Source organism: Nonomuraea pusilla (genome assembly GCF_900109355.1).
Classification (GTDB): domain Bacteria; phylum Actinomycetota; class Actinomycetes; order Streptosporangiales; family Streptosporangiaceae; genus Nonomuraea; species Nonomuraea pusilla.
In genome coordinates this window covers 18,151-42,558 of sequence record NZ_FOBF01000029.1, presented here as the reverse complement: position 1 = coordinate 42,558, position 24,408 = coordinate 18,151, and the positions used below count along the sequence as shown (strand labels likewise).

The window sequence follows — 24,408 nt, the reverse complement described above, 5'->3', positions numbered from 1 at the left end:
CGGCACGGCCCGAAAGTCGTGATCGCGATGCCGGGAGGATCCCGCGCCGCCCCTTCGCCGGGCATCGCCCGTCGCGCCGGAGCCGGCGTCAGCAGGTCGGCTGCCGCCGGCGTGCGACCCCGGTGAGGCGGCCCCTGCTCACCCGTGGGTTCCGGCGGCCACCGGGGTGACGTCGATGCGCCCGTCGTCGCACGGCGCCGCCGTGAACGGGATCTCCAGGTGGGTGCCCACCTCGTCAGGAGGCAGGATGATCAGCCGGGCGGACTGGGGGCAGCGGGTCTCGTGCCCGGCCGTGACGACGGTCCAGTGCAGGGTGGCGTGCGCCGAGGCTCCCGGCCGCAGGGTGACGCCCTGGGGGTGGGCGCTGCCGTTCCTGCGCGTACGGGTGCGCAGCACGTCGCCCCGGGCGTCGATCATGATCAGGCCGACGTAGCCGTACAGGCGGCAGGAGCGGGAGGAGACGTTGGTGAGCACGAGCGGGGCGTTGCGCTGGCCCGCGCCGGCGTCCAGGGCGCCGACCCGGGCGGACAGGTCGGCGGAGTGGCACCGGCTCGCGGTGGCCCCGGTGACGGCGGCCCCGGAGACGTTCAGGGGCGGCGGCTCGGACGAGGAGCCGGTCGCCGCCACGGAGGAGGCGGCGGTGCCCGCTGGCGTGGACGTGCCGCAGGCGACCGACGCCACCAGCATGCCCGCCGACAGGGCTAGAAGGGACGCGGACCTGCGGATGTGCTCGAATCGCTGCATATCTGGTTAGACGCCGTGCCGGCCGGTTGTGTTGCCGCCCACCGGCGAGTCGCACCCCACCGGCCCGAATCCGGGCCGTGGAATGCTCCCGTGGTCCGGTGATGCTCAGGGATGGGCGAACTGTTAAGGTAGCGCCCGGTGTGCCGGGAAGCCTGGTCGGCGAGATTCACGAAACCCCTGACTGGAGGCCTCCCGCCATGACCCCCTGCTCGCGGTGCCGCTGATGGGCACCACCTTGCTGATCGCGTTCGCGGGCGTGCTCCTGCTGGCCGTGCTGCTGTCGAGCCTGGCCCACCGCACCATCCTGTCCACGGCCGCGCTGTTCCTGGTGGCCGGCTTCCTGCTCGGCGACGGCGTGCTGGGCGTGGTGTCGCTCAAACCCGGCGACGACCTCGTGGCGACGCTCGCGGAGCTGGCGCTGTTCACCGTGCTGTTCACCGACGGCATGCGGGTGGGCTGGGCCGAGCTGCGCGGCGCGTGGCGGCTGCCGGGCCGCGCGCTCGGCTGGGGCCTGCCGCTCACCCTGGTCATCACCGCCGTCGGCGCCCACTACCTGATCGGCCTCGGCTGGATCGAGTCGCTGCTGATCGGCGCGATCCTGGCGCCGACCGACCCGGTGTTCGCCGCCGCGCTCGTCGGCAACGAGAAGGTCCCGCCCCGGCTGCGCCAGCTCCTCAACGTCGAGTCCGGCGTCAACGACGGCCTCGCCCTGCCGTTCGTCATCCTGTTCCTGGCCGTCGCCTCCGGCTCGGCCGACCTGCACCTGGGCGAGCTCGGGCTGGAGCTCGGCCTGGGCGTCCTCATCGGGGTCGCCGTGCCGTGGGCGGCCATCAGGCTGGAGCAGACGCGCTGGTTCTCCGCCTCCACCCCGTACGAGCCGCTCAACGCCCTCGCCATCGGCCTGCTGGTGCTCGCCGTCGGCAAGGCCACGCACGGCAACCTGTTCCTGGCCGCGTTCTCGGCCGGCATCACCGTGGCCACCTTCGGGCAGCGGCAGCGCGAGTCGTTCGAGCACTTCGGCGAGCTCATCGCCGAGGTGTTCAAGCTCGCGGCGCTGCTGGTGTTCGGGGCGCTCATCACCCCGGCGCTGCTGGGCTCGGTCGGCTGGCAGGGCTGGCTGTTCGCGGTGCTCGCGCTCGTGCTGGCCCGCCCGGTCGCGATCTGGATCTCGTTCCTGCGCGCCGGCCTGTCGGTGCGGGAGCAGGCGGCGGTGGCGTGGTTCGGGCCGAAGGGCTTCGCCTCGGTCGTGTACGGGCTGCTGGTGCTCGGCTCCGGCATCGCCGCCGCGCAGCAGGTGTTCCAGCTCGTGGCGGTGACCATCGTGCTGTCGATCCTGCTGCACAGCTCGACCGACATCGTGGTGGCCCGCGGCTTCGACGACGAGCGCGAGGTCCCGGCCTGGTTCCACGCGGCGTGGCGCCGGCGCGACAGGGAAGGCGGAGGGTCGCCGTCATGACCCGCGCCTGGCAGGCCCGCTTCACCCATCCGTCGCAGATGGTGGTGCTCGGCTTCGGCGTGGCCGTCGCCTGCGGCACCGCGCTGCTCGCGCTGCCCGTCGCCACCGCCTCCGGCCACTCGGCGGGCTGGCAGGCCGCGCTGTTCACCGCGACGTCCGCCGTGTGCGTGACGGGCCTCGCGGTCGTGGACACCGCGACGCACTGGTCGGTCTTCGGCCAGGTCGTCATCGCCGGGCTGATCCAGGTCGGCGGCCTCGGGATCATGACGCTCGCGACGCTGTTCACCGTCCTGGTGTCGGGCAGGATCGGGTTACGCGCCAAGATCTTCGCCCAGGCGGAGACCAAGACGTTCAGCCTGGCCGACGTGCGCCGGGTCGTGCGCAAGGTCGTCGTCTTCAGCCTCGCCTGCGAGGCGGCCGCGGCGGCGGTCCTGACCGCCCGCTTCCTCCTGGGCTACGGCGAGCCGCCCGGACGAGCCCTCTATCTGGGCGTCTTCCACGCGATCTCGGCGTTCAACAACGCCGGGTTCGCCCTGTGGCCGGACAACCTCATCCGTTTCGTCACCGACCCGTGGATCTGCGGGACGATCGCGGCGGCCGTGATCGTGGGCGGGCTGGGCTACCCGGTGCTGTTCGAGCTGATCACGCTGCGGCGGCGGCCCGGCCGCTGGTCGATGCTCACCCGCGTCACCGTCGTCGTCACCGTGGCGCTGCTGGTCTGCGGCACGCTGGTGTTCCTGGCCACCGAGTGGCGCAACCCCCGCACGCTCGGCCCGCTGGACGGCCCCGGCAAGCTCCTCGCCGCCTTCTTCACCGCCGTCATGCCGCGTACCGCCGGGTTCAACAGCCTGGACCTCGCGCAGATGCACCCGTCCAGCTGGCTCGCGACCGACGTGCTGATGTTCGTCGGCGGCGGCAGCGCCGGCACGGCGGGCGGCATCAAGGTGACCACGTTCGGCCTGCTGGCCTTCGTCGTCTGGGCGGAGCTGCGGGGCGAGCCGCAGGTGAACGTGGGGAACCGGCGGGTGCCCGAGCACGCCCAGCGCCAGGCCATCTCCCTGACCCTGATCAGCGTGACGCTGATCGCCGCGTCCACCTACGCGCTGCTCGTCCTCACCCCGCACGGCCTGGACGAGGTGCTCTTCGAGGTGGTCTCGGCCTTCGGCACGGTCGGCCTGTCCACCGGCATCACCGCCCAGACCGGCACCGCGGGCCAGCTGCTGCTGGTGCTGCTCATGTTCGTCGGCAGGACGGGGCCGCTCACCCTCGGCTCGGCACTCGCGCTGAAGCAGCGCACCCGCCGGTACGAGCTCCCCGAGGAGCGCGTCATCGTCGGCTGAGGGCCGGGGCGCCCGCCGCCGCGCGTCAGCGGGTCTGCGGCACCGGCGGGCCCTCGCTCGCCTGCACCAGGACGAAGCCCTGGCCCTGGAAGGCGAGCTGCAGAGCCTCGCCGCTGCCCCGGCCGATCAGCGCCCCGGCCTTCATCGTCCGGTTGACGCCCACGTGCAGCCCGGCGCTCCAGCAGACGGCCGACTGCCCGTCGACGTACGTCGGCAGCCGGGAGGTGTCGAGCAGCACCGGCGCGCCGTGCGCCGTCACCGCCACCCAGCCCGTGCCCCTGATCGTCATGTTGAACAGGCCGCCGGCGGCGATGCCCGCGCCCTGGACGCGCTGGATGTCCCAGGTGAGCTGCGCGTCCATGGCGAGCAGGTTGCGGCCGTTGACGGTGAGGGCCTCGTTCTCCAGGTAGAACAGGTGGACGTCGTCGGCGTTGTCGGCCAGGAACAGCATCCCCTGCCCCTTGACCCGCATGAGCGGCGCGCCCTCGCCCGTCACCATCTTCTTCAGCAGCTTGCCGACCCCGCCCGACCCCTCGTAGTCGAAGTCCATCTGGCCCTGGAAGGCCACCATGGAGCCCTGCCGGGCGAGCACGTCGCCCGACACCTGCACGCGGAGCATCTTGGAGTTCTGCAGGGCGAACGTGCCGGGGACCCGCTGGGGGTCGAGGTTTCCCAGAAGTGGGCTGCGCATGAGGTCCTTTCCACGGGCCGGAGTCCTGTCACCAATGGTGACGTATGGGACCCCGGCCCCGGTTCCTTCCCGGCCCCGCCGCTCGGGCCCAAGGTGCGTTAGTTGAAGCAGTCCTGGTCGTTGAGCGCGATGCCGTACTCGGTGACCTTGCCGCGCGTGACGCCGAAGCTGTAGTACGCCTTCTTGTTGCCGGGGACGGTGATCACGTAGTAGCCGTGGAAGTCCTGCTTGATCCGCGGGTAGACGGCCTTCACCCGCTTGAGGGTGGAGCCGATCGTGATGCCCTCGGGGGTCGTCATGCCCTTCGCGGCGAAGATGGCGGCGACGCCCTTCCTCGGGGAGATGTAGACGCCGACCGCGTCCTTGGGGTTGGGGAACTTCTTGAGGTCCCAGCCGGAGCAGCCGCCGTTGCCCGGCATCTTCTTGACGACCTCACCCGTGGCCTGGGCCTGCTTGGCCGTCATGCCGAGCTTCACGGCGCCGTAGCCGTACGGGCCCAGCGCCGGCTTCGTCTGGGCGCCGGCCGCTGTGGCGCCGCAGACCAGCAGCGAGGCGGCGAGGAAGGAGGCGCCGATCATCGTCTTCATCATGTTCTGCTTTGACGGCGGAACCCCGGAAAAGGTTCTGCCCGCTCCGGGCGCGGGTTCAGCCGCCGCAAGGGCGGCCGGGTGAGGTCTCGTAAGACGCCACAAGTGGTTGTTTAGACGGCCCCGCGAGACTCGCCGGTGTCCTGAGGAACCAGCGGCTCACGGGGAGGCACCGGGGTGGCGACGCACGTGGAGGATCCGGACCTGCTCCAGGACATCGTCAGGGCCGAGCTGGCCCGCGCCGGCGCGGACGGCTGGTCGGTCAGGCCCGGCGACTTCTGGTGCGGGGTCACCCCGCACGGCTACCCGATGCCCCGCCAGGGATGGAAGCTGCACGTCTCGGCGACGATGCTGTCGGCTCCCATAGTGCTCTCCCGCGCCTCGCGGGTGCTGGTCGAAGCCGGCTGCGCCTTCAAGTTCCCCGTACGGCTGGGCGAGTACTGGAAGCTCCTGCAGGCGCACTGCGCCCGCGGGCAGGCCGGCAAGTTCGTGACGGTCTACCCGCGTGACGACGCCGAGTCGGTACGGCTCGCCGCGCTGCTCGACGAGGCCACCCGGGGGCTGCCCGGCCCGCTCGTCCTGTCCGACCGCCCGTACCGGCCCGGCGGGATCGTGCACTACCGCTACGGGGCGTTCACCGGGCACCGGGTGCTGGGCAACGACGGGTTCTACGAGGTCCGGCTGCGGGCCCCCGACGGGGAGTTCGTGCTCGACCCGCGCGAGCCGCGCTTCTCCCCGCCGCCGTTCGCGGCCTGCCCGTTCGAGGCCCCGCCCCCCGCGAGGAGAGCCGCCGCGGTGCTGCTGAACGACCGGTTCGTGGTGCGCCGGGCCATCCGGCACTCCAACCGGGGAGGCGTGTACCACGCGGAGGACACCAAGACCGGGCACGAGGTGATCATCAAGGAGGGCCGGCCGCACGCCTGCGCCGACCTGCGCGGCGTGGACGCCGCCGGCCGGGTCGCGGCCGAGCATCTGCGGCTGCGGGAGCTGGCGTCCAGCGGCACCGTGCCCGCCGTCGTGGACTTCTTCGAGCAGGGCGGGCACGTCTTCCTGGCGGAGGAGTACCTGCCGGGCATGACGCTGCAGCGCTGGGTGGACCGGCACACCGGCCCGCTGGGGGAGAGCGGCTTCGGCGTCGCCGCCGAGCCGGCGCTGCGGGTGCTCACCCGCCTGGTCGCCCTGGTACGCGCCGTCCACGGCAGGGGGCTCAGGATCGGCGACGTGTCGCCGAACAACGTGGTCGTGCTGCCCGACGGCGAGCTTCGGCTCATCGATCTGGAGCACGCCGCGGCGCCGGGGGACACCGTGCCGGCCGGCGGCACCGCCGGGTATGTGGCGCCCGAGCTGGCCGGCCAGGCCGGGCGGCTGCGTCCGGCTCCGGACGAGAGCGCCGACCGCTACGCCCTCGGCGCGCTGGCCTTCTTCCTCGCGGTCGGGGCGCATCCCGGGGAGCCGGTCCTCGCCCGGGTCGCGGGGGCCGCGACGGCCAACCCCACCCTCGCCCTGCTGCGCCCCCTCGTCGAGGGGCTGCTCGCGGCGGAACCGGCCCGGCGCTGGTCGCTGGACGCCTGCGAGCGCTTCCTGGCCGGCCTCGCTCCCGGGGCCACCGCCTCCACCGCCTCCACCGCCTCCACGGCCTCTGCGGCCTCTGCGGCCTCTGCGGCCTCGCCCCGGCCGCCCGGCCGGCTCGACCGCATGATCAGCGACGGGATCGCCCACCTGGTCGAGACGATGGACGCGGGCGAGGACAGCCCGTCCCCCTGGAACAACCTGATGGACGACGCCGAGGCCGACCCGTGCGCGGTCAGCGCCGGCGCGGCCGGCGTCCTCGGCGTGCTGACCCGGGCCCTGCCGGCGGCGGACGTCGGCGACGCCGTCGCCGCCCTGACCCGGTGGCTGAGGCGGCGGCTGGAACGCGAGCCCGTCCTGCGGCCCGGCCTGTACTTCGGGCGCTCAGGAACCCTGTGGGCCCTGCACGAGGCGGCCACCGCGCTCGGCGACGGCGCGACGGCCCGCTTCGCCGCCGAGTCGGCGGCGAAGCTGCCGGCGGACACCCCCAGCCCCGACGTGACCCACGGGCTGGCCGGCTGCGGCCTGGCGGTGCTGCACCTCGCCTCGCGCACCGGCGACCCCGCCCTGCGGGAGCACGCCGCCCGCGTGTTCCACACCCTGCACGAGACGCGGTCGTACCTGGACGGTCACCCCCGGTGGGCGACGCCCGAGTCGTACGACTCCGGGCTCGCCGGGGTCGACCACTTCGGGTTCGCCCACGGCATCGCGGGGATCGGCACCGCCCTGCTCCACGCGGGCCTCGCCCTCGACCGGCCCGACTGGACGACCACGGTGGACGAGATCGCGCGCGCCTTCGCCGCGTACGCCGACGTGCAGGGCGACACGGCCTGGTGGCCGACGACACGCGGCGAGCCGGAGACGCTGTGGCCGCGCCGCCCGCACTGGTGCAGCGGTTCCTCCGGCATCGGCACCTTCCTGGTGCGCCACTGGCGGGCGACGGGCGATCCGGTGTCGCTCGACCTGGCCCGCAAGGCGGCGAAGGCCGTGCACCGCACCCGCTGGCAGTCGGGGCAGGCGCACTGCCACGGGCTTCCCGGCGACGGGGAGTTCCTGCTCGACCTCGCCGAGCTGACCGGCGAGGAGCGCTACCGGCGGTGGGCGCTGGACCTGGCCGGCTGCCTGGAGGCCGCGGCGGCCGACCACGGCGGGCGGCTGCTCGTTCCCAGCGGCGACGGCGACGTCCCGCTCACCTACCTGGGAGGAACGGCGGGCGTCCTCGCCTTCCTCCTGCGGCTGCGCGACCGCTCCACCCGGATGTGGCTGCCGGCCGCCCCATGACGCGCCGTTCCCCCAGGGACGGCGGAGTGACGTCCGGGACGCGCAAGGGCGGCCCGGCGACCGAGGAGAGGAGAAGACCATGTCGTTCGACGTCCAGGACCTTCAGGCCCTGCCGGAGACCGAGCCTGCCGCGAGGGAGTCCGTGCGACTGACCAACTGCAGCACGACCAGCCTCTGCACCGACGCCTGAGTCCCACGGCCCCGCCCGCCCCTGGCGGGCGGGGCCCCGCCGTCCCTCCCTCCCGACCTCCGGAAAAGGACAGCTCCCGCCGTGCCCCATGAACCCGGACCCGCCCCGACGGCCGCGCCCGGGACGGCGAACGCTCCGGCGACCTGGCGCAGGGTCGCGCGGCTGTTCCGGCCCCACCGCTGGGCGATCCTGCTCGTCGTCCTGCTCGTCGGCGTCTTCTCCGCGCTGGGCGCCGCGCTCCCGCTGCTGACCCAGGCGGTCTTCGACCGGGCGCTCTTCGGGCCAGGCGGCCCCGACCTGCCGCTGCTCGCCGAGTTCGCCACCCTGGCCGCGCTGGCCGCCGCCGTGATGGGCGCGGCCGATCTCGCGCAGACCTGGCTGGCCGCCAGGACGGCGCAGAGCGTGGTGCACACCCTGCGCGAGGAGATGTTCGGACGTCTCCAGCGCATGCCGCTCGCCTTCTTCGCCAGGACGAAGGGCGGCGAGGTCCAGTCGCGGCTGACGGGCGACACCGCCCAGGTGGAGCGGGCGGTCAGGGACACCTTGCCGGAGGCGCTCGCCGGAGTCCTGGGGTTCGCGACGGCGGGGGCGGCGATGGTCGCGCTCTCCGTTCCGCTCGCCGCCGCCGCGGTGCTGCTCGCGCCCGTCGTCCTCTGGGTGTCCTCCCGGTCGGGACGAGCCCTCGGCAGGCTGTCGGCGGTCAGCCAGGAGTCCAGGGCGCGGCTCTCCTCGATCGCCGCGGAGCGGCTGTCACTGGGCGGCGTCACGCTGGCGAGGGTCCACGGCAGGCAGGACGACGAGCGGGCGGCGTTCGCGGGGGAGAGCCGCGGGCTGGCGCGGCTGCAGGTGCGGGCCGGGCTGACCGCCCAGCTGGTGCTGAGCGTGGCGCACGTCTTCTTCATGGTGACCCCGTACCTGGTGTTCCTGGCGGCGGGCCTGGCCCGTGACGTCAGCGCGGGCACGCTCGTCGCCTTCGTCGCGTTGCAGTCCAGGCTGTACCAGCCGATCGGGCAGATCCTCGGGACCGTCACCGACCTGCGGTCGGTCCAGGGGGCGTTCGAGAGGGTCTTCGGCTACCTCGACCTACCGGCCGAGCCGCACCCGCCGGCGAGCGGCGGACGCGGGCCCGGCGCGCTGGCCGTGCGGCGGGTCACGTTCGGCCATCCGGCGGCGGGCGGGCCAGGACGGATGGCGCTGCGCGACGTCAGCCTCGACGTGCCGGCGGGGTCCGCCGTCCTGGTCGTCGGGCGGAGCGGCTCGGGCAAGACCACCCTCGGTCACCTGCTGGCCGGACTGCACCTGCCCGCCGAAGGGGCGGTCCTCGTCGACGGGAGCGAGGTGCGCGGGCCGCGTCCAGGCCGGGTCTGCGTGGCCCCCCAGGAGCCCTTCCTCTTCCAGGGGTCGGTGGCGGACAACCTCAGGTACGCCGACCCGGACGCCCCCGCGGACGCGCTGGTGCGGGCGTGCGAGATCGCCGGGATCCACGAGCGGATCGCGGCGCTCCCCGACGGCTACGACACGTTCGTGGGGGAGCGCGGGGCGCTGCTGTCAGGCGGCGAGCGGCAGCGCGTCGCGCTGGCCCGCGCCCTCCTCTCGGACGCCCGCGTGCTCGTGCTGGACGAGGCCACCTCCGCGCTCGACCCGCTGACCGAACGCGAGGTCGTGCGGGCGGTGCTGGCCGCGCGCAGGGGCCGGACGACGGTGGTCGTCTCCCACAGGTTCGCCGCGCTCGACTGCTTCGACCTGGTCGTGGCCCTGGACGGCGGGCGGGTGGCGGAGCAGGGCGCTCCCGCGGAGCTGCGCGGCGCGCCGCACGGGCTGTACGCCCGGATGCTGCGCGCGCAGGCCGTCCCCGAATCCCCAGTCGTGGGAAGCGGTCACGACAGGCCCGCGTGAGGGCGGGACGGATTCCCGGCGGCGAGGATCGAGGAGGAACCGGGTGACGGACCCGTGGGCACGGTACGAGGCGGCGCTGGAGCCGGAGCGCCGCCGGGTGAGCGAGGGCGGCGTTCTGGCCCGGTTGCTGCGGCCCGGCTGCGACGACCGGCTGTTCGCCCGGTGGTTCCTGCGTTTCAGCGCCCACGGCGTTCACCTGAGCGGGTACGAGGGATGGTGGCTGCCGGACGAGGGCGCCGGACGCGACCGGTACGGGAGCGGCCCTGACCCGGTGCGGGCGCTGCTGGAGTCGGTCCAGGCCACCGCGGACTGGTGGCGCGGCCGGTACGGCACGCGGCCCGACGTGGCCGCCCTGCTGCGGACGCCCCCGCCGGCCGGGGCCGAGTTCTACGTCAGGCTGTGCGAGAACGTGGCCGGCGGCGAGGCCCCGCTCCGCGCGGCCGCCATCGGCCACGAGACGGCGCGCCTGATGGCGACGGCCGGTCCCGGCCTGCTGGCGGGCTGCCGCCGGGTCTTCGGCGGCGACGCGGGCTGCGCGGCGTTCCTCGCCGCCCAGGTCGCCGAGCACGCCGGCCGGCTGGACGGCTACCGGCGGCGACTGGCGTCCGGCCTGGCCGAGGACCCGGCCTCGCCGGCCGTGGTGGCGGGCACCGGCAAGAGCGCGCTGGCGTCGTTCTCCGTGTTCCTGGCCGAGTGCTGGGACCTCGCCGCGGCCGACCTCGCCGCAGCCGACCTGGACCCGGCGGACCTGGACCCGGCCGACCTGGACGCGGACGGTGGGGAGCGGTGAGCGCGCCCGGCGGGCCGCGGCGGTGAGCCGTGAGCGTCCCCGGCGGGCCCCGCTCGGCTCAGCCTGCCCTGGCGACGGTCACGTCCCAGCGCACGGGCGACAGGTCCAGGCCCGCGGCCGCCATCACACGGTTCCTCCACACGCTCAGCCCGCCCCGGCTCGCGAGCCGCGCGAGCTTCAGCAGATGCCGTACGGCCGCCGCCTGGTCGCCCGCTGCCGAGGCGAGCAGCGCCAGGAACCAGTCCACCGGCCCGAGGAAGGCGACGGCCGCCCCCACCGACATCCGCCCGCTGTAGGGGACGAGGGCGGAGTAGGTCGCCCTGCACGCCTCGACGTCTCCCACCGCCGTCTGCGCCGCCCCCTGCAGGCAGGTCGCCGTGAGCCAGGACCAGTCGAGCGGCGGCGGCAGCCAGCCGCCCGCCGCGGCCTTCCGCGCCTCCTCCCGCCTGTCCTGCCCCGTCCGGGCCAGCACCCGCAGCGCCTGGTCCAGGCAGGGGTGGACGCCGGCGACCGCGTCGAGCAGCCGGCCCGCCTCGGCGATCGTCCCGCGCAGGTAGTGGGTGAGGACACGGCCCAGCGCCACGACGGACCCGGCGTGCCACACACCGAGGCGCCCGGCCTGGCGCTCGGCGTCCGCGTACGCCGCCTCGGCCTCGTCGAAGCGTCCGGCGACGGCGAGCCGGCCCGCCCGCCACACCGCGTGCTGGAAGCGCGGCCACGGCAGCGGCATCCGGTGGAGGATCCTGTCGCACCGGGCCGCCGCCCGGTCCGCTCCCGCCACGTCGAAACGTTCCATCCGGCGGTGGGTGAGCATCATCGCCGCGAGCAGCTCGAACTCGGGCGTCCTGGTCCGCCGCGCGAGCCGTGCGATCTCCTCGGCGACCTCGGCGGAGCCGCTGGTGCGCAGGCAGCTCGGGAGCGACAGATACCGCGCGTTGAGCATCCGCATGAGCAGCTGCGGGTCGTCGAGCCTGCGCGCGGTCTCCACGGCCTCGGCCGAGTGGAGGTCGCAGCGCGGGTCGCCGGTGCCGTCCTGCAGCTCCTGGGCGAGCCCGGCGAGCAGCCGGGCGCGTTCGGGGCCGTCCTGATCGGGCAGCGTCCTGAGCGCGAGCTCGAACCGGTGCACGAGCTGGAGGTCCACGCCCTGGCAGGGGTCGCGCAGGTGCCAGATCGAGGGGGCGTCCAGCGCGGTGAGCGCGCGGGCGACCAGCCGGGGGCCGCCGCCGTCGCCCGCGCGGTCGGCGATCGGGATCGCCTGGGCCCGCGCGTTCCTGGCGCCGATCGCGTCCCCCGCGTCGAGCAGCGCCCTGGCCTGCCGCAGCAGCAGCTCCACGTGGTCGGCGGGGTCTCCGGCGGACGCGCCGTGGGCCTTGACCGCGTGGGACCACCACACGGCGGCCTCCTCGTAGGCGAGGCGGAGGGTCGCCTGCTCGGCCATCGCCCGCGCCCAGTGGACGGCCTCCGCGTACGCGGCGGGGCCGGCCTCGATCGCGTGGCGGGCGATCACGGCGAGCTCCACCCCCGGGCGCGCGGCCAGCGCGTTCATCGCCTCGCGGTGGATGGTCGCCTTCCTCAGCGGGGGGATGTCGCGGATGAGGGTCTCCCTCACCAGGTCGTGGGCGAAGGCCATGCGGTTGGCCGTCGGCACGACGAGCCCCGCCCTGACCGCCTGGTCGAGCAGGTCGTAGACGCCGTCCGTCCCGCGGATGTGGGCGACGACGTCCGGGTCGAAGTCCCTGCCGAGCACCGCGGCGACCTGGAGCACGTCCGTCACCCGGGGGCCGGCCGCCGCCAGCCGTCGCTGGACGAGGCTGGCGACGGCGTCGGGCAGCGCGTCCAGCGGGTGGCCCTGGGCGAGCATCCCGAGCGTCTCCCGGACGAAGAACGGGTTGCCGCCGGTGCGCCGGGTGAGGCGGCGCGCGGCCCGCTCGTCCAGCGGGGAGCCCGTCGCGGCGGCCAGGGCCTGCACCGCGCCCGCGTCGAGGCCGGTGAGCCGGAGGCGGAGCAGGTCGTACCTGGCGAGCCTGCCGAGGGCCGACTCGACGGCGGGCAGGTCCGCGCTGTCGTGGAACGCCACGACCACCGTGAGCGGCACGGGCTCGCGCGCGTCCTTGACGAGCGCCATGACGTCGCCGAGCAGGTCGAGGGTCGCGAGGTCGGCCCACTGCAGGTCGTCGAAGACGATCACCAGGGGCCGGGCGCGGGCCGCGGCGGCGAGCCAGGCGGCGACGGCGTGGCGGCGGTGCGGCCCGGCCCCCATGGCGCGGTGGCGGTGCGGCCCGGCTCCCATGGCGCGGTGGCGGTGCGGCCCGGCTCCCGGGCCCGGCTGCTCCTCCTCGTCGAGCAGGCCGGCGAGCGCCTGCCGGTCCGCGGGCGGATGGAGGCGCGAGAGCGACCGGAGGACCTGGATCCAGGGCCACAGCGGCAGGGTCCCCTCGCTCTCCTGGCAGCCGCCCCACAGCACCAGGCGGCCGAGGTCGTCGCAGCGTTCGCGGAAGGCCTCCAGGAGCCACGTCTTGCCGATGCCGGGCTCGCCGCTCACCGCGACGGTGCTCACGTCGCCGCGGTGCAGCAGGAGCTCCATCTGCGCGAGCTGCGCGTCCCGGCCGAGCCTCGGCCGGGCGGCCCGGACCGCGGACGCGCCCGCCGGAGCGAGCGTGACGGGGTCCGGCGGGAGGGAGAGCGACGGGACCTGCCGCAGGATGTCGTCCTCCAGCGCCTGCAGCGCGGGGCCCGGGTCCAGGCCGAGCTGGCCGGCGATGACGCTCCTGGCCCGCCGCAGCGTGGCGAGCGCGTCGGCCTGGCGGCCGGAACGGTACAGGGCGAGGGCCAGCAGCCACCACAGCCGCTCCCGCAGCGGATGCCTGCTCGTCCGGCACTCCAGATCGTTGATCACCGCCTGCGGCCGGCCGAGGCCCAGCAGCGCTTCCGCCCGCCGCTCGATCGCCACCAGGCGTAGCTCGCGCAGCCGGTTCACCTCGGTGACCGCCCACAGCTCGCCGGAGAACTCGCCGTACGGGGTGCCCCGCCACAGGCCGAGCGCCTCGTCGAGCCGCGGCAGCGCCTGCTCGGCCGGGCGGTGCTCGGCGTCGGCGACGAGCGCGGCGAACCGCAGCGCGTCCACGCGGGAGGCGTCCAGCAGGTAGCCGGGCCGCCGCGCGACGAGCAGCCGGGGCGGCGTGCGCGGAGCCCGCTCCGGCTCGATCGCCCGGCGCAGCTTCGCGACGTAGACGTGGAGCGACGCCAGGGCGGTCGCGGGAGGCGCGCCCCGGTAGAGATCGTCGATCAGCGTGTCCGTGGAGACCACGGCCCCCGCCGCGATCGTGAGGCGGGCCAGGACGGCACGCTGACGTGGACCTCCGAGGCCGACGACGCCCCCGCCGCCGTCACGCACCTCCAAGGGGCCGAGGACGCGGAACTCCATGCCGGGCCGCGGAGGACCGGCGGGTACGGCGGCTGCTTCGAACCCGGCCATGCCGTGCAAGTCTCCTCCCTCGATGAGACCGGACGTGAAGGAAGTTTCCTGCGGACGACTTGGAGATGAATAGGGGACTGGTTGTGAACGGTTGCCGGCCTTCCCCCTCACCGCCGGATCCAGCACCTTCCGCCTTGCGCCACGATGAGGAGTCGTAGGTGAGCGGTGACGGAAGGGACGCGGTGATGACCGGTACGCACGGTGGCCGGATCGAGGTGCCGTTGTGGCGCAGGATGTCCGGGCGCGACCCCGGCGAGCCGCACCGCGTCGCCACCCCCTTGGAGCTCCTGTCCGACCTGTGCTTCGTGATCGCCGTGGCGCAGGCCTCCACCGCCCTCCACCACGCGCTGTCGGAAGGGCACGCGGGCGCGGGTGTGCTCGGCTACGCCATGGTGTTCTTCGCGATCTGGTGGGCGTGGATGAACTTCACCTGGTTCGCCTCCGCGTACGACACCGACGACGTCGCGTACCGGTTGCTGATCCTCGTGCAGATGGCGGGGGTGCTCGTCCTGGCCGCCGGGGTGCCGCGGGCCTTCCAGGAGCGGGACTTCGTGCTCGTCACGATCGGCTACGCGATCATGCGCGTGGCGCTGATCCTGCTGTGGCTGCGCGCCGCCCAGGAGCACCAGGAGGGCCGGCGCAGCGCCCTGCGGTACGCCTTCGGGGTGGCGGTGGTGCAGGCCGGCTGGATCGCCCGGCTGGCGCTGCCCGAGCGGCTGTGGCTGGGGGCGTTCCTCGTGATGGTGCTCGCGGAGCTGGTCGTGCCGGTGTGGGCGGAGCGGTTCTGGTCCACGACCTGGCATCCGCACCACATCGCCGAGCGCTACGGCCTGTTCACCATCATCGTCCTCGGCGAGTCGCTGCTGGCCGCCACCGTCGCCGTCCAGACCGGGCTGGAGCGGCGGATCGAAGCGGCTCCGCTGCTCTCGACGGCCCTCAGCGGCATGGTCATCGTCTTCGCCATGTGGTGGCTCTACTACTCACGGCCCGCCCACCTGCTGCTGACCTCGAACAGGGCCGCCTTCCCCTGGGGCTACGGCCACTACCTGATCTTCTCCTCGGCGGCGGCGATCGGCGCCGGCCTCGCGGTGAACGTCGACGCCCACACGCATGTCGCGCACCTCGGCCCGCTGGGGGCCGGGGCGGCGGTGGCCGTGCCGGTGGCCGCCTTCCTGGCCAGCCTGTGGCTGGTGCACGTCCGTCCGCACCGTCCCGGCCCGCTGCTGAACGCCGCCTACCTCACGGGGGCGGCCGCGGTGCTGCTGACCCCGCTGACCGGCCTGGCCCTGCCGCTGACGGCCGCCGTGATGATCGTGCTCGTCCTGATCTGCTGACCGCCGCCGATCAGGCCTGCGGGCCGGCGCGGTCGAGATCGAGCGGGCAGGTCCTAACGGCGGCCGAACAGCGTCATCCGGCTCGTCATCGCGTCGGCGGCGAGGTGGTAGCAGACCGTGACGCAGCCCAGGACCTCGCGCGGCGTGGTGAAGGTGGCGGCGAGCGTCTTGTCGGCGATCCTGCGCACGCCCGGGATCTGCTCACCCAGTTCGGCGGCCGGGGTGGTGGGCATGTCGATCTCCAGCTCCAGCGCCTCCGGCATCGGCAGCGGGGCCAGGTCGCCGGCCGACCTGACGGTCTCGGCCGCCGCCTCCCTGATCAGCCGCCGGGCCTCGGCGGGGGAGAGGCTGTCGGCGGCGGTGTGACCGTGCGCGACCTTGACGGCGACCGTACGCACCCCGGGGAAGGCCTTCTCCGCCACGCCGCAGATGACGTCGTCGCCGGTGAGCAGCCCCACCGGGACGCCGACCGCCGCCGCCTGCAACGCGTTCACCTCGGCCTCCGACACCGGCCGGCCGTTGAGCCGTACCTCGTAGAAGTGCGACGAGAAGGTGTGCGCGAGCACGCCGGGCGAGCCCGCGGCGGCGTGGTAGCCGAGGAACATCGCCACGTCGTGCTCGGCCGAGACGCCCTCGGCCATGCAGTCCAGCTTCGGCGAACCGAAGATCAGCCGGGCGCGCGGATCGAGCTCGTCGTGCAGCAGGTTGTCCATGGTGCCGTGGCTGTCGTTGATCAGGACGCTGTCGGCCCCGGCGTCGAACGCGCCCTCGATGGCGGCGTTGGCCTCGGCCGTCATCAGGCGCTGCGACCTCGGATACCCGTGACCGCCGCGGACGACCTGGTCCATGGTGGCGATGCCGCCCACGCCCTCCATGTCGATGGAAATGTAGACCCGCACTGACTGCTCCTCTCCTCGGCCGCCCTTAGAGGGTGTCATCCCCGGGGGACGGCGGGCTTTGTCGTGGAGGCCGGAGCTTCAGCCCCGCTTTCGGCCTCCCGCACAGCGACGCCGATCACCAGGGGCCGCCGACGGCCGCGTCAGCGGGCCCGGTCGTCGCGCCACTCCCGATCGAAGTGCCGCTCCAGCTTCTCGGCCGTCTCCGTCCGGCGGGCGTGATCGTGCCGGGGTAGGGTCGGGGCATGCTTTGACGTCTGCCCGGCACCCGGGCGCCTCCTTGGTCTCCTTCGTTCATCGCACCTGACCTTGACTGAACCGAAGGAGATCTCACCATGACCGGCTCGACCGTCATCGACGTCCCGGACGCCTTCGCCGCGTCGTACGGCGCGCAGGGCGCCGAGGCGCGTGCGTGGATCGCCGGGCTGCCCCGGCTGGGCGGCGCGTTCCTGGACCGGTGGGGGCTGCGGCCCGACGGCCCGGCCGCGTACGGCATGGCCTCGCTGGTGCTGCCCGTGCTCCAGCCCGACGGGACCCGCGCGGTCCTCAAGCTCCAGCAACTCCGGGAGGAGACCGCCGGCGTCGCCGCCGGCCTGCGGGCGTGGCAGGGCGACGGCATCGTGCGCCTGCTCCGTCACGACGAGAGCAGCGGCACGCAGGTGCTGGAGCGGCTGGACGCGACCCGGCCCCTGTCCTCGGTGGCCGACGACACGGCCGCCATGCGGGTCCTCGCCGACCTGATGGCGCGGCTGACCTCGGTGCCCGCCCCCGAGGGCCTGCGGCGGCTGTCGGACATCGCCTCCGCCATGCTCGGCCAGGTCGAGCGGGCGGTGCCCGCCCTGCGCGACCCCTCCGAACAGCGGCTCGTACGCACCTGCGCGGCCGCCGTGGCCGAACTGGCCGGCGAAGCCGGCGACCGCCTGCTGCACTGGGATCTCCACCACGACAACGTTCTCGCAGGAGAGCGGGAACCCTGGCTGGCGATCGACCCCGAGCCGCTGGCGGGCGACCCGGGTTTCGAGCTGCTGCCGGCGCTGGACAGCCGGTGGCACGAGGTGCAGGCCGCCGGTGACGTGGCCGCCGTGGTGCTGCGGCGCTTCGACCTGCTGACCGAGGTGCTCGGACTGGACCGCGAGCGGGCGAAGGGCTGGACGCTCGGCCGGGTGCTGCAGAACGCCCTGTGGGACGTCGAGGACGGCAGGCCGGCACTGGAACCCGCCCAGGTCGCCGTCGCCACGACCCTGCTGAGCCGCCGGTGAGAGCCGCACGGCCAGGGACCTGCCACCCTCCACAGTAAAATTTTTTAGTATCATCCTGAACGTTCAATCCGGACGTCAGGCAAGGTGGTGCGCGCCCGTGTCGCTACGGATGGCCCTGTTGACACTCATCGCCGGGCAGCCACGCAGCGGTTACGACATCAACCGGGAGTTCGACGGCGTGCTGATGTTCGTCTGGCACGCCAAGCCCACACAGGTCTATCCCGAGCTCAAGCGGCTGGCCGCCGACGGGCTCATCCGCGAGCAGGACGAGGGGCCGCGTGGCCGCCGCCCTTACGAGATCACCCAGGAGGGCCTGCGGACTCTGCGGGAGTGGCTGACCACCACCTCCGCCGACCACTCGCAGCGCAACGAGACCGTGCTGCGGACGTTCGCGCTCTGGACCGTCGAGCCCGCGGAGGCCCAGGCGTTCCTGCGGGAGGAACTGGAGTACCACCGGGCCCGGCTGCGGGGCCTGCGGGTCCTGCAGAAGGGGCTCGACCTGGACCGGCCCGCCGACCGGGCGGCGCTGCTCGGGCTGGAGGCCGGGGTCCGGCGGCTCGAGGCGGCGGCGTCGTGGGCGGAGTGGGCGCTCGGCGTCGTGGCGACCTGGCCGTCCACCACCGCCCCCGAGCAGGACACGGGCTGATCCCCGCCGCCGACCTCGGGGGCCGTCAGCACCGGCGTCCGTCCTGTCCTCCACCTCTCGCCTTCACCGGCCGCGCACCCCACGGGAGCCACCTATGAGCACCGCCGCGACCTCGGCAGCGCAGACCATCACCCTGGACGACGGCCGCAGGATGGGGTTCGCCGTCTTCGGCGACCCCGCCGGGCGGCCCTGCCTCGTCGTCCACGGCTTCTCCTCCTCCCGCTGGGTGGCGGGATGGGCCTTCTCGGCGGCGCTGCTGCGGCGCCACCGCGTACGGCTGATCGCCGTGGACCGGCCCGGCTACGGCCTGTCCACCGCCCATCCCGCGGGACGGTTCACCGACTGGGCGCACGACGCCTCCGCGCTGGCGGCACGGCTCGGCCTCGACCGCCTCGCCGTCGTCGGCGTCTCGATGGGCGCCGCCTCCGCTCTGGCCCTCGCCGCCGCCCGCCCCGACCTGGTCACCGGTACGACGATCCTGGGCGGCATGCCCCCGGTCAGCCCCGGCGAACGGTGGGCGCCCGACAGCCGGGGCGACGCCCTGTACTGGCGGCTGGCCCGCCACGCCCCGTGGCTGCTGCGCCGGCTGTGCCAGGCCACCGCCGCCACGACCGCCGCCATGACCGGGGGTTCGGCCGGGGACGACCGGGCGGACGCGCTCGTCCGCCGGGTCGAACGGGGGCTGTCCCCGGCCGACGCGCAGGTCTTCCGTGAGCTGCTCGCCGACGCCGCCACCCGGTCGGCCTTCGCGGCGGACGTACGCGAGAGCTGCCGCCAGGGCGGTGCGGCCATGGCGGAGGACCTGCGGCGGCACCTGCGGCCCTGGGGGTTCGAACCCGCCGACGTCGCGGTGCCCGTGCGGCTGTGGCACGGGACGGAGGACCCCAAGGTGCCGGTCGCGCTGGCCCGCGGACTGGCCCGCCGGCTGCCCAGGGTGGACGCACGGTTCGTGCCGGGCGGCCACTTCGCCGCGTTCGCCCGCCAGGACGAGCTCGTCAGCGCGCTCGCCACCGAACCGGCCTGACCCCACCCCGGTCTCCCCAGCGGGTCCGGTCTCCCCACCAGGAGCGGTCTCCCCACCCGCCCGGACCCGGTCTCCCCGCCCGGCCCGTTGCCTGCCGGCCCATGCCGTTCCCGGCGGGCCCCGCCGCCGTTCCCGGCCGGTCCGCGCCGCCGTTCCCGGCCGCCCGTTCCCGCCGGTTCCGGCCTGCGCGGCAGGCGGGCGGGGGCGGGGGCCTCTGCAGGGCAGGGGGGCGTCGTCAGAATTCGTCCAGCGTGAAGGGCAGGTGTTCCGTGCGCAGGGCGGCGTCCAGCGCGCGGGCCGCGCCGGGCCTGTGCTCGGTCGCCAGACCGGCCCGGACGAACCGGGTCAGCCGGGCGTCGCCGAGGTAGCAGGCGGCCAGCTCGCGCACGTCCAGGGTGAGGTCGGCCGGGTCGTCGCTCGCCTCGTACGTCACAGCCGAGTCGGCGCCGACGGTCAGGCGGAAACGACCGGCGTTGCCGCGCAGCACGCCGTCGTGGACCTGGAGCACGAGATCGACCGGCGCCGCCCAGGCGCGGGCCAGCAGGGCCTGGCGCACGTCGGCCAGGCGCAGCCACAGGCAGCCGAAGGTCTGCGTCACCCTGACCTGCCCCGGGTCGGAGGCCATGAGCGGCAGCGGGTCGTCCTCCGGCACCGCCCAGCAGCGTACGCGCGTGGTCAGGTCGATGTCGGCGAGGTAGCGCCACAACGCGGCCGCCGCCCCGGGGCCGTCCGCCTCGAACTCCTGCACCTGCACCAGGCCGGGGCTGCCCGCGTCGTCGTCGCCGGGACGGGTCCGGTACACCGCGTAGCCGGCCGGCGGCTCCTCCGCGTCCACGTCGCCGAGGACCACGACCAGGGGCGGGCCGAGCTCGTCGTCCTCCTCGTCCTGCTCGGGCAGCACCAGGGTGCCCCACCACCACCCGTCCCGGCGGGGGCGCCCGGCGCGCGCCGCGCGGGAGCGCTCGTGGAGCGGCGCGACGACCTCGCGGGCGTCCGGCCCCTCCAGCAGCCGCAGCGGCCGCGGGTCCGCCTCGACGCGCAGGCCGAGCGGACGGTCGGAGTCGATCTCGACCGTCATGCCCGAGGTGGCGAAGGCGAAGCCGAAGCGGCCGTAGATGGCGGCGTCGGCGGCCCACAGCGCGGCGAGCGGACGCCCCTGCCGGGCGCCCGCCCGCCACAGCTCGCCCATGAGCGCGGTCAGCACGCCGCGGCGCCGGTGCGTGGGCAGCACGCACACGAACGTCACACCGGCGCACGGCAGCTCGCCGCCGGGCACCGACAGGCTGAGCGGCAGCGCGGCGAGGAACCCCACCAGGCGGTCGCCGTCGTAGGCGCCGAAACGCTCGCAGCGCAGCAGCAGCTCGCGGTGCCGCTCGCGGATCTCGTCGGCGGGGTGGTCGTGGAAGACGATGGCGGCCAGGCGCAGAGCATCGTCGACGCCGCTCTCGTCCACCGGGCGGAGGGCGAGAGCGGCCCCGGACCGGGCAACCGCTGGAGACATCTGATGATCAGCCTTCACGGCGCGACTCTAGCCAGCCGCTCGCGGGCGCCGCACGCGATTAACACCGCACCTGATTGACACCGCACCTGATTAACGCCGTGCCGCATGCGGACGACGCCGGGTACGTGCCCCGCCGTCGGGGCCGGCGATCTCGGCCACCTCGGCGAAGGAGCAGCGGGAGAGGTCGCGCGGGATGAACGCGACGCGCCCCGCGGGGGTCATCGAGTCGAGCACGACGAGGAAGGCCATGGTGACCGACTCGTCGAGTGTGACCGGTCGGCCGGGCACGGTGTGGGCCGATGGCAAGGTGACTGGTGGCCGAGGAGAAAAGTCAGCATCAGTCCCCTGCTCCAGGCGGTTGTTCCTCCGTACCATGATCCCGAGGTGTCGTTACGGTGGGAGGTCGCTTGTGAGCGCTGGGTTGAACAGTGCCGGCTTGCCCCGGCAGATCGGGCCCTATCGCGTGGTCAAGCGGCTGGGTGCGGGCGGCATGGGCGTCGTGTACGCCGGGGTGGACGAGGCGGGAGTGCGGGCGGCGGTCAAGGTGATCCACCCGGCGCTCGCGGAGGATCAGGAGTTCCAGGCGCGGTTCGCCCGTGAGATCGGCGTGGTGCGGCGGGTGGGAGGGGTGTGCATCGCCAAGGTGCTCGCTGCGGACGCTGGGGGCCCCGCGCCCTGGCTGGCCACGGAGTACGTACCAGGCCCCACTCTGGAGCGCCGGGTGCTGGACGGGGGCCCGCTGTCGGGTGACGAGCTGTACGGGCTGGCGGGCGGCTTGGCCGAGGCGCTCACCGCGATGCACGAGGCGGGAGTGGTCCACCGCGACCTGAAGCCGTCGAACGTGCTCTTGTCGCCGTCGGGACCGCGGGTGGTGGACTTCGGCATCGCCAAGCTGCTGGATCAGACGTCCATCACGAGGACCGGGACGATGACCGGGTCGCCGGGGTGGGTGAGCCCGGAGGAGTACCGCGGCGAGGACGCCGGTCCCGCCGCCGACGTGCACGGTTGGGGCCTGCTGGTGTGCTACGCCGCCACGGGCCGGGCGCCGTTCGGCAGGGCCCGTCCTGAGGTGCTGGCGATGCGGGTCATCGGCGACACGCCCGACACCTCGGCCGTTCCTGCCGGTTTACGTGATGTGGTCGATCGCGCCCTGGCCAAGGAGCCGGAGGCGCGGCCGGGCGCGCATGAACTGCTGGAGGCCGCCGCGGCGCAGTGGTGCGGCGCGAACGACGAGGAGCCGTCGGCCGCCGCGGAGGACGTCACCCGGCTGCTGACCCGGACCTGGCCCACCACGGTCGAGCCCCAGCCAGAGCCCGATTCCATGTGGGTGGACGCCCAAGCCCTCGCATCGGCCTCGCCACGACCGGACCCTTCGGACCAGCCCGCACGACCCGCTCCGGCCCGCTTCTCATCCCCGCCGGCCCCCTCCCCATCCGGGCCGGGCACTGTTCCGACCGGCGCAGCGGCCCGGACCGGCACGCGGTCATCGCCACCGCGGCGGGACTACGGGCCGTTGAAGAGAGCGGCCGGGGTGCTCGTCGTGATCGCGGCCTTCGTCGGCCTGTTCGTCCTGAAGCCGTCGCGCCCGTCACCCGGCGACGTCGCCACCGCCTTCCTCAACCGCATGGCCGGCACGTTCGCGTTGCGTTTCACCGGGAACGGCAACGTCCTGACGGTCACGACGAACGACTTCATGCTGGGGGAGGCGACCGTCGACGGACAACGGGTACGAACGTTGACCGTGCAGGGCGCCCACCAGTCAGAGAGTTTCGTCAGAGCGTCGGACGACTTCTGGTGGGACCACGGCGATTTCTTCCGGCCCAGCGGCGCGGCCTGGGGCAGGTCCCGCGAGCTTTTCGCCACCTACATGGCCGACTTCGCCGACAAGTGGCTCCGTATTTCGCTGGGCAATGAGACTCCCTGGCTTCCCGCACTCTTCAGGAGAGACTCTGTACCGCGACCCGACTTCGCCGCGTTCAACTGGCTGGGGTCCACACTGGAGACCGCCGAGGTGACGATCGAGGGCCGTGAGGCCGTGAAGATAACGTCGGGTTCCTGGCAGCCAGGCACTTACTACGTCAGCAAGGAGGCACCTCACCGGATACTGCGTTTCGACCTGGGCGGCGACGAGTACGACGTCACCGAGTTGACGAAGAGCGCCTCGGCCGACCTCATCGACGATCTCGGCGTCGCGGTGCGGCAATTGCGTGACCAGGCGCGGGAGGCCGACCTCGGGCTTCCATCGCCGGAGTGGGGGCGGTGCGACCAGTCTCGTTGCATGGCCAAAGTGACGTTCAGCCCAGCACACGACCTCATCGGATGGAGCGAGACCGTGGCCGTGACGTACATCCATGAGGCGTTCGACGACGGCAGAAAGCACGGCAGAGTGCTGCGCACGTGCCGCAAGCGTACGTCGAAGGCCGCCCTCGTGAACGGGAGCAGGGTGATCACGTGCACGGCGGACAACGCCTCATGGAGGTCGTGGGCGGCCGGCAGGTGGGGGCGAGGCGGCGCCCAGCCGTCGATGTGGGCGTACCTGGTGCGCCGCCCGTTCAGCGACGCGGAGGTCGCCGTCTTCGCCTCCAAGCTCCAGATCACCTGACCTTCGGGAGGTCGGGAGTGTGAGAACAACGACCCTGTCTCGTCATCGTGGAAGTGATGGGTGATCTCCAGTGCGGCTTCCGCCCTTCTCGGCCCGTGAGCCTGTGAACCCTGACCCGTTGCGTCACCGGGCCTGCCGAATGCCGATCGAACGTGATCAGCGCCATCCGACCGGCAGGAGCGTCCCGCCCGCCAAACCGGTGGTCGTTTCCGGTCGCAGCGCTGACAGTGGCCGGCCACTTCGATGTCGGCACCCTGGCCTCCAGTGCCACCTTCATGGGGTGCCACCGGTGTTCGGCGCCAAGGGCGTGTCCTGTGCGCTGCCGCGACCCTCATCGCCGCTCGCCCCGCCTGGCACCCAGGACCGCCCGCCTCGGACACCCGCGACCGCCAACAGGGCCGGATATACGGTGCGTATGCCGCCATGTCGCATGCTGAGCCGTGAAGCCGATGGGATCGTGAAGGAGGTGCGCCGGGACACATGACTGTCTGGATCACAACCTGGCGAGATCTGCGCGCTCATCACGTGAAGGGGATCGCTGTACAGCTCCTGCTGTGCTTCATGGCAGGAACGGGCATGGCCCTTTACCTCAGGGAACCGGCGTGGAGCGAGTTGCTGCTCGGGCTGGGAATCGCGTCCGGTGGACTTCTGTTGGGTTCCACGATCATCAGCCTTGGGCGCCTGGGTCGATTCTCGCCTGCCATCAAGCTTGCGGCTTACGTGCCATTTCGGTGGCTGATTCTGCAGGGCGCAGGACCGGAGAAGGCTGCATGGATCGGTTTATGGGCTTCTGCCGCCTGGCTGATCCTCTCTCTCGTAATTGCGTTGATCTTACTGTGGCTGTCGGACGATTCGCTGGTCGACGAAAGGGATCTACTGGAGATGCCCCTCATCTCTCGCCCATTCGGTCCGCTGAACCTGGCCGTCGGCTTATCGCGCATCGCCGAGCAAACAGGGTACTGTCTCCTGGCGGCCTGGAGCCCGAAACTGGCACTCGCTCCGTTGATCGTCGCCGGCTTCTCCACGGAGTGGAAGCATCCTGTGGCCAGGCAACTGGTCGAGATGGTGGTTGGCTTCGTGGTATTAGCCGTGGGGATCGGGCTGTTGCTCTAGTCGAACACGACTCC

General features: G+C 73.6%; 19 protein-coding genes. 12 read left to right on the top strand and 7 right to left on the bottom strand.

Features of this window, described 5'->3' with window-relative positions; translation table 11 throughout:
- Nucleotides 1-138: 138 nt before the first annotated feature.
- On the bottom strand, nt 139-744 hold the full coding sequence (locus BMX74_RS38790; protein ID WP_091105449.1) for a DUF4232 domain-containing protein: 606 nt from the start codon (nt 742-744) through the stop codon (nt 139-141).
- A gap of 223 nt (nt 745-967) precedes the next feature.
- Here BMX74_RS38790 and BMX74_RS38785 point away from each other — a divergent pair, with 223 nt between their 5' ends.
- Together BMX74_RS38785 and BMX74_RS38780 are read left to right on the top strand one after the other, a co-directional pair.
- Nucleotides 968-2,200, top strand: coding sequence for a cation:proton antiporter (locus BMX74_RS38785; RefSeq protein ID WP_091105486.1), 1,233 nt, complete (start codon nt 968-970; stop codon nt 2,198-2,200).
- Nucleotides 2,197-3,540 carry a TrkH family potassium uptake protein gene (locus tag BMX74_RS38780; protein WP_055502265.1) on the top strand — a complete coding sequence of 448 codons (1,344 nt, stop codon included), beginning with the start codon at nt 2,197-2,199 and terminating at the stop codon, nt 3,538-3,540. Before BMX74_RS38785 ends, BMX74_RS38780 begins: the two co-directional genes overlap by 4 nt.
- 25 nt (nt 3,541-3,565) lie before the next feature.
- Here the strand turns inward: BMX74_RS38780 and BMX74_RS38775 are convergent, their stop codons facing one another.
- The gene (locus BMX74_RS38775) at nt 3,566-4,231 is read right to left on the bottom strand and encodes an AIM24 family protein (protein ID WP_055502264.1); all 666 of its coding nucleotides are present in this window, start codon (nt 4,229-4,231) and stop codon (nt 3,566-3,568) included.
- 98 nt (nt 4,232-4,329) lie between these two features.
- Nucleotides 4,330-4,818, bottom strand: a complete 489-nt coding sequence (locus tag BMX74_RS38770; protein ID WP_256257542.1) for a hypothetical protein — start codon at nt 4,816-4,818, stop codon at nt 4,330-4,332.
- Between the two features lie 177 nt (nt 4,819-4,995).
- Here BMX74_RS38770 and lanL point away from each other — a divergent pair, with 177 nt between their 5' ends.
- The 4 genes from lanL (at nt 4,996) to BMX74_RS38755 (ending at nt 10,544) form a co-directional block, all read left to right on the top strand.
- Nucleotides 4,996-7,668 carry a class IV lanthionine synthetase LanL gene (lanL, locus tag BMX74_RS38765; RefSeq protein WP_091105446.1) on the top strand — a complete coding sequence of 891 codons (2,673 nt, stop codon included), beginning with the start codon at nt 4,996-4,998 and terminating at the stop codon, nt 7,666-7,668.
- Between the two features lie 79 nt (nt 7,669-7,747).
- On the top strand, nt 7,748-7,858 hold the full coding sequence (locus tag BMX74_RS45230; protein ID WP_201784482.1) for an ALQxL family class IV lanthipeptide: 111 nt from the start codon (nt 7,748-7,750) through the stop codon (nt 7,856-7,858).
- Between the two features lie 81 nt (nt 7,859-7,939).
- On the top strand, nt 7,940-9,754 hold the full coding sequence (locus tag BMX74_RS38760) for an ABC transporter ATP-binding protein (RefSeq protein ID WP_091105445.1): 1,815 nt from the start codon (nt 7,940-7,942) through the stop codon (nt 9,752-9,754).
- Between the two features lie 43 nt (nt 9,755-9,797).
- Entirely contained in the window at nt 9,798-10,544 is a 747-nt protein-coding gene (locus tag BMX74_RS38755) for a hypothetical protein (protein WP_091105443.1), read from the top strand.
- A 58-nt stretch (nt 10,545-10,602) separates the two neighbouring features.
- Here BMX74_RS38755 and BMX74_RS38750 read toward each other — a convergent pair whose 3' ends face one another.
- Nucleotides 10,603-14,019 (bottom strand): ATP-binding protein, encoded by a 3,417-nt coding sequence (locus BMX74_RS38750; protein WP_091105442.1) that lies wholly within the window; start codon nt 14,017-14,019, stop codon nt 10,603-10,605.
- Nucleotides 14,020-14,177: 158 nt separating this feature from the next.
- Between BMX74_RS38750 and BMX74_RS38745 the strand changes: the two genes are divergently transcribed.
- Nucleotides 14,178-15,353, top strand: coding sequence for a low temperature requirement protein A (locus BMX74_RS38745; RefSeq protein WP_201784481.1), 1,176 nt, complete (start codon nt 14,178-14,180; stop codon nt 15,351-15,353).
- A 53-nt stretch (nt 15,354-15,406) separates the two neighbouring features.
- On the opposite strand, the gene BMX74_RS38740 is transcribed toward BMX74_RS38745, so the two are convergent.
- Nucleotides 15,407-16,252, bottom strand: coding sequence for a M55 family metallopeptidase (locus BMX74_RS38740; protein WP_091105440.1), 846 nt, complete (start codon nt 16,250-16,252; stop codon nt 15,407-15,409).
- A gap of 332 nt (nt 16,253-16,584) precedes the next feature.
- Between BMX74_RS38740 and BMX74_RS38735 the strand changes: the two genes are divergently transcribed.
- The 3 genes from BMX74_RS38735 to BMX74_RS38725 all read left to right on the top strand — a co-directional run bounded on the left by BMX74_RS38735 (nt 16,585) and on the right by BMX74_RS38725 (nt 19,178).
- Nucleotides 16,585-17,508 (top strand): aminoglycoside phosphotransferase family protein, encoded by a 924-nt coding sequence (locus BMX74_RS38735; RefSeq protein WP_091105438.1) that lies wholly within the window; start codon nt 16,585-16,587, stop codon nt 17,506-17,508.
- Nucleotides 17,509-17,605: 97 nt separating this feature from the next.
- Nucleotides 17,606-18,154, top strand: coding sequence for a PadR family transcriptional regulator (locus BMX74_RS38730; RefSeq protein ID WP_063791975.1), 549 nt, complete (start codon nt 17,606-17,608; stop codon nt 18,152-18,154).
- Nucleotides 18,155-18,248: 94 nt separating this feature from the next.
- Nucleotides 18,249-19,178 (top strand): alpha/beta fold hydrolase, encoded by a 930-nt coding sequence (locus BMX74_RS38725; protein WP_091105436.1) that lies wholly within the window; start codon nt 18,249-18,251, stop codon nt 19,176-19,178.
- Between the two features lie 235 nt (nt 19,179-19,413).
- Here BMX74_RS38725 and BMX74_RS38720 read toward each other — a convergent pair whose 3' ends face one another.
- Nucleotides 19,414-20,679 carry a GNAT family N-acetyltransferase gene (locus tag BMX74_RS38720; RefSeq protein ID WP_091105434.1) on the bottom strand — a complete coding sequence of 422 codons (1,266 nt, stop codon included), beginning with the start codon at nt 20,677-20,679 and terminating at the stop codon, nt 19,414-19,416.
- 90 nt (nt 20,680-20,769) lie between these two features.
- Nucleotides 20,770-20,967 carry a sigma-70 family RNA polymerase sigma factor family protein gene (locus BMX74_RS43540; protein ID WP_218154204.1) on the bottom strand — a complete coding sequence of 66 codons (198 nt, stop codon included), beginning with the start codon at nt 20,965-20,967 and terminating at the stop codon, nt 20,770-20,772.
- Nucleotides 20,968-21,115: 148 nt separating this feature from the next.
- On the opposite strand from BMX74_RS43540, the gene BMX74_RS38710 reads away from it, so the two are divergent.
- Together BMX74_RS38710 and BMX74_RS38705 are read left to right on the top strand one after the other, a co-directional pair.
- A complete protein-coding gene (locus BMX74_RS38710) occupies nt 21,116-23,281 on the top strand; it encodes a serine/threonine protein kinase (protein ID WP_218154203.1) in 2,166 nt (721 codons plus the stop codon).
- Nucleotides 23,282-23,761: 480 nt separating this feature from the next.
- Entirely contained in the window at nt 23,762-24,394 is a 633-nt protein-coding gene (locus BMX74_RS38705; protein ID WP_055502252.1) for a hypothetical protein, read from the top strand.
- Nucleotides 24,395-24,408 lie beyond the last annotated feature (14 nt).

What these genes read in the sequence shown, in the direction of transcription:
- BMX74_RS38790 (WP_091105449.1), bottom strand. Translation starts at nt 744, where the DNA reads ATGCAGCGATTCGAGCACATCCGCAGGTCCGCGTCCCTTCTAGCCCTG.
- BMX74_RS38785 (WP_091105486.1), top strand. Translation starts at nt 968, where the DNA reads ATGGGCACCACCTTGCTGATCGCGTTCGCGGGCGTGCTCCTGCTGGCC.
- BMX74_RS38780 (WP_055502265.1), top strand. Translation starts at nt 2,197, where the DNA reads ATGACCCGCGCCTGGCAGGCCCGCTTCACCCATCCGTCGCAGATGGTG.
- BMX74_RS38775 (WP_055502264.1), bottom strand. Translation starts at nt 4,231, where the DNA reads ATGCGCAGCCCACTTCTGGGAAACCTCGACCCCCAGCGGGTCCCCGGC.
- BMX74_RS38770 (WP_256257542.1), bottom strand. Translation starts at nt 4,818, where the DNA reads ATGAAGACGATGATCGGCGCCTCCTTCCTCGCCGCCTCGCTGCTGGTC.
- BMX74_RS45230 (WP_201784482.1), top strand. Translation starts at nt 7,748, where the DNA reads ATGTCGTTCGACGTCCAGGACCTTCAGGCCCTGCCGGAGACCGAGCCT.
- BMX74_RS38750 (WP_091105442.1), bottom strand. Translation starts at nt 14,019, where the DNA reads ATGGCCGGGTTCGAAGCAGCCGCCGTACCCGCCGGTCCTCCGCGGCCC.
- BMX74_RS38735 (WP_091105438.1), top strand. Translation starts at nt 16,585, where the DNA reads ATGACCGGCTCGACCGTCATCGACGTCCCGGACGCCTTCGCCGCGTCG.
- BMX74_RS38725 (WP_091105436.1), top strand. Translation starts at nt 18,249, where the DNA reads ATGAGCACCGCCGCGACCTCGGCAGCGCAGACCATCACCCTGGACGAC.
- BMX74_RS38720 (WP_091105434.1), bottom strand. Translation starts at nt 20,679, where the DNA reads ATGTCTCCAGCGGTTGCCCGGTCCGGGGCCGCTCTCGCCCTCCGCCCG.
- BMX74_RS38705 (WP_055502252.1), top strand. Translation starts at nt 23,762, where the DNA reads ATGACTGTCTGGATCACAACCTGGCGAGATCTGCGCGCTCATCACGTG.